The sequence below is a fragment of the Autumnicola edwardsiae genome, from assembly GCF_031846505.1.
Classification (GTDB): Bacteria; Bacteroidota; Bacteroidia; order Flavobacteriales; family Flavobacteriaceae; genus Autumnicola; species Autumnicola edwardsiae.
Genome location: NZ_JAVRHP010000174.1, coordinates 1 through 3,441, shown reverse-complemented (window position 1 = coordinate 3,441; position 3,441 = coordinate 1). Strand labels below are relative to the sequence as shown.

General features: G+C 34.5%; 4 protein-coding genes and 1 tRNA gene. 3 read left to right on the top strand and 2 right to left on the bottom strand.

The genetic code is table 11. From position 1 onward, the window contains the following. The 3 genes from RM529_RS16530 to RM529_RS16520 form a co-directional block, all read left to right on the top strand. Window positions 1-196, top strand: a 196-nt coding sequence (locus RM529_RS16530) for a hypothetical protein (protein ID WP_311485841.1), incomplete at its 5' end; no start/stop codon positions are given. Window positions 197-279: 83 nt separating this feature from the next. Then, window positions 280-364 (top strand) — tRNA-Ser (locus tag RM529_RS16525). A 238-nt stretch (window positions 365-602) separates the two neighbouring features. Then, a complete protein-coding gene (locus RM529_RS16520; protein ID WP_311485840.1) occupies window positions 603-1,814 on the top strand; it encodes a site-specific integrase in 1,212 nt (403 codons plus the stop codon). Window positions 1,815-1,818: 4 nt separating this feature from the next. On the opposite strand, the gene RM529_RS16515 is transcribed toward RM529_RS16520, so the two are convergent. Both RM529_RS16515 and RM529_RS16510 read right to left on the bottom strand, forming a co-directional pair. After that, window positions 1,819-2,484: a hypothetical protein gene (locus tag RM529_RS16515; RefSeq protein WP_311485839.1), complete on the bottom strand. Its 666-nt coding sequence runs from the start codon at window positions 2,482-2,484 to the stop codon at window positions 1,819-1,821. Next, window positions 2,472-2,900 (bottom strand): BfmA/BtgA family mobilization protein, encoded by a 429-nt coding sequence (locus RM529_RS16510; protein ID WP_311485838.1) that lies wholly within the window; start codon window positions 2,898-2,900, stop codon window positions 2,472-2,474. Before RM529_RS16510 ends, RM529_RS16515 begins: the two co-directional genes overlap by 13 nt. Between the last annotated feature and the right edge of the window lie 541 nt (window positions 2,901-3,441).

The following is a 3,441-nucleotide window of genomic DNA, read 5'->3' as shown; positions in this document are numbered from 1 at the left end:
AGAAGAAATAATTTTTAATTTCGAGGCAAGCCTCGGAGCATTAAAATCTCGATTATCGAGTAAAGAGCCTGGACAACTGCTGAGTAGTTTAAAACTCTGTCCAATTTGTATTGCATGCTGGTTTTTAAATTCCAGAGCAGGAAATAAATTCTACTCCAAAAGATTCATTTTCAAGCTAAAAAGAAAAGAGATTTAAAAAACAACAATAAAACTTTTTTGGAATGAAAAAAGCTTGTTATATTTGCACCCGCATTCAGCAAATAGCTGATGAGGCACTCAGGAGAAATGGCAGAGTGGTCGAATGCGGCAGTCTTGAAAACTGTTGAGGGTCACACCTCCGGGGGTTCGAATCCCTCTTTCTCCGCAGAAAGTCCTACAAAAGGCAACAAAACCCTCTAAATAACTGATTTAGAGGGTTTTTCATTTTATTTGATTTCATTTGATATCAAATAATAGCAGTTAAAAAGGGGCTAATTCGGTGTCACTTAGAAACGATCTACAACTGACACCGAATAGATGTTAAATATTTGATATTCAGTTATTTAAAATGATGCTGATTTAATTATTTTTTACTACATTGAAGTAAATTTTAAATTTATTCGGTGTCAGTTCAACTCTCAATATTATTTTATATCAAAAAAAGTAAGGCCAATCTTCAGGGTCATACTAATATCTATCTCCGTATAACATTAGACGGCAAGCGAGCTGAGTGCAGTATTAATCGAAAAGTTCATATTGATTTATGGAATACTACATCGCAGAAAGCATTAGGCAACTCGCCAGAGAATCAGGAAATAAATAGAGAAATTGAGTTTATTAAAAATAAAATATACACCATAGAGCAAAAGCTTCAACGAGATGGAATAGCTTACTCCGCTACTCAACTTCGTGATGTTTATTTAGGTAAAGACAAGACAAAAAAGATGCTTTTAGAAATATTTCAAGAGCATAATGATGAAGTTGATAGTCTTATTGGCAAAGATTTCGCTGCCGGAACAGCTGAACGCTATCGTACTTGTAAAAAGCACGTAGCAGGCTTTATTAAGAAGAATTACAAGAAAAAGGACATTCCTGTACAGGATGTAGACCATAAGTTCATCACGGGGCTGGAATACTACCTTAAAACGACCCGAAAGTGTGCGCACAACTCAGCCATTAAGTATATCACAAACTTTAAAAAGATTATCCGTATTGCTCACGCTAACGATTGGATTGACAAAGATCCCTTCTTACATTGGAAAGGAAAATTGAAAATCGTTGAGCGCGAGTTTCTGACTGAAGAAGAAATCCAAAAAATTATATCACTCGAATTAAAAATGGACCGACTGGATCAAGTGCGCGATATTTTTATTTTCTGTTGCTTTACCGGTCTGGCGTATGCTGACGTTAAAAAACTAAATAGAGGTGATATCAGCGTTGGCGCAGATGGTGAAGAATGGGTTAAGACAAAACGCTCTAAAACCGATACCAGAAGTAACATCCCGATTTTACCCATTGCTAAAGTCATCATTGATAAATATAAAGATAACGAGCTGCTGAAAGAAAAAGATTTGGTGCTACCTGTTCTTAGTAATCAAAAAATGAATGCCTATATCAAAGAGATTGCAACTTTGGCAGGTATCACAAAGAATCTAACTTTCCATTTGGCACGACATACATTCGCCACAACGGTAACTCTAACGAATGGTGTTCCGATAGAGTCAGTTAGTAAGATGTTGGGGCATACCAATCTTAAAACAACCCAGCATTATGCGAAGATTTTAGATATGAAAGTGAGCAAGGATATGGCAATATTACGGTCAAAGTTCAAATAGGTTCCTAAAGTGGCTGCCCGTAGTCTTTTTTTCTAGAATCAAATCTCCTCAGATTATCAAGATGGCCAGAAATTGGACTGGTGTATTCTTCTTTTATTTTAAACCCTTTCTCTACATATTTTTTAGCACTCTCTTTCCAGTTCTTTATTTTAAGACCCCTGCTTAGTGTCCAGTTATTAGCTTGATAATAAGCATAGAACTTTTTTCCTTCCATAACTGGCCAATTGTTTTCTTTAAAAAAATTTAAAACAACTAGTTCATTTTTTGGCCTAGCCAGTTTATTTAGGTTTTCTTTTGTTTTATGTTTATAAGAAGGTACCAAATTTTGGCCTGGTTCTGGGGCGCAGGTAGCCAAATTTTGACCAACTGAGCTAAAAAAAATGGACATCTGAACTTTTGAACCTCGAGCCGGATGATAGGATGGATAATACCTCAAATATCCCCAATCATTCAGGTCCTTGAGATAATTGTGATAGGTTGTTTTTGATTTGATCTTTGCTTTTTCCATAATCCATTCCCTGTTTATGGTTATAGTCTTTTTGAAATATTCCCGATTCCATTTCTGAAAGAATGCTAGGTACAACGTAATATGACCCTGTTTAATCCTGTCATCATTATTGAAACGCTCAAATGCCTCGTTGAGCTGGATGATGTAGTTTACTTTTTCCATTGCTCATTATCATTAGTGTCCAGATATTTCTTTTCTCGATAACGGACCTCATTCTTTTCTTCACCAGATTTTTTAGCAAGTATCAACTTCTTTTTGGGCGGTTCGGTATGCTCAAAAAGAGAATATAACATTGCAACGGTTGGTTTCGTTTGGTTCTTTTCAATGTCTTTCATTATAGCAATCATTCCATTCATCCGTTTCTTAATGAGCAATGAAATTCGCTTTTCTAAGGTTTCCATATGTGGTCCCATTGACTCTACTGGGGATATTCCGTTTTCCTTAAAAAAGTCCATCATCAAGAGCAATGTCATAGATTGGGATTTTGACAACATTCTACTGAATATTCTAAATTCGTTAGCCACAGAACTTTTGATCTTTAAAGTTTCAAAACCCTCTTTTTCATACCCTTTATCCATAGTTTTTAGTAAAATTTCTGCCTGTTTACGACGGTTAACAACTATTTTTAGTAAAAAACAGCGTTTTTATTCAAATTCAAAAAAATAAAAAAAACCTGAAACACCCTATAAACAGTAGGTTTATAGCAAAATCGAATAACCGTAACAGGGCGACTGCCTGTTACCCTCTTGCTATTCGATTCCTTCATTTCATTTCAGGATCTTCATACTTTTCAGCAAAAGCTGAAAAGCTATTTTAGGAACTTTCAACACCATTCTTTTTTTAGTAATAAATGGAAGTTATGTAATTTTAATTTATTGACAATCATATAACTAAGCTAATTTATAAATCCATAATAGATGGTTTATATTGATGTTATTTGACACTCATTTTCTCTTAAAATCACATACTTATTATATCTTGAGCGTTTTCCTTTTCTTTTGATATTAAATTCTATGTAACTATATAATTACCGAATTTATTTATAATAAAATGATACAGGTTAGCGTTCAATTCAATCTTATTCACTTACTTCCCATAGCGCCATCGCCGTTACCTTTT

Coding starts and splice junctions, on each gene's coding strand:
- RM529_RS16510 (WP_311485838.1), bottom strand. CDS start 2,900: ATGGATAAAGGGTATGAAAAAGAGGGTTTTGAAACTTTAAAGATCAAA.
- RM529_RS16515 (WP_311485839.1), bottom strand. CDS start 2,484: ATGGAAAAAGTAAACTACATCATCCAGCTCAACGAGGCATTTGAGCGT.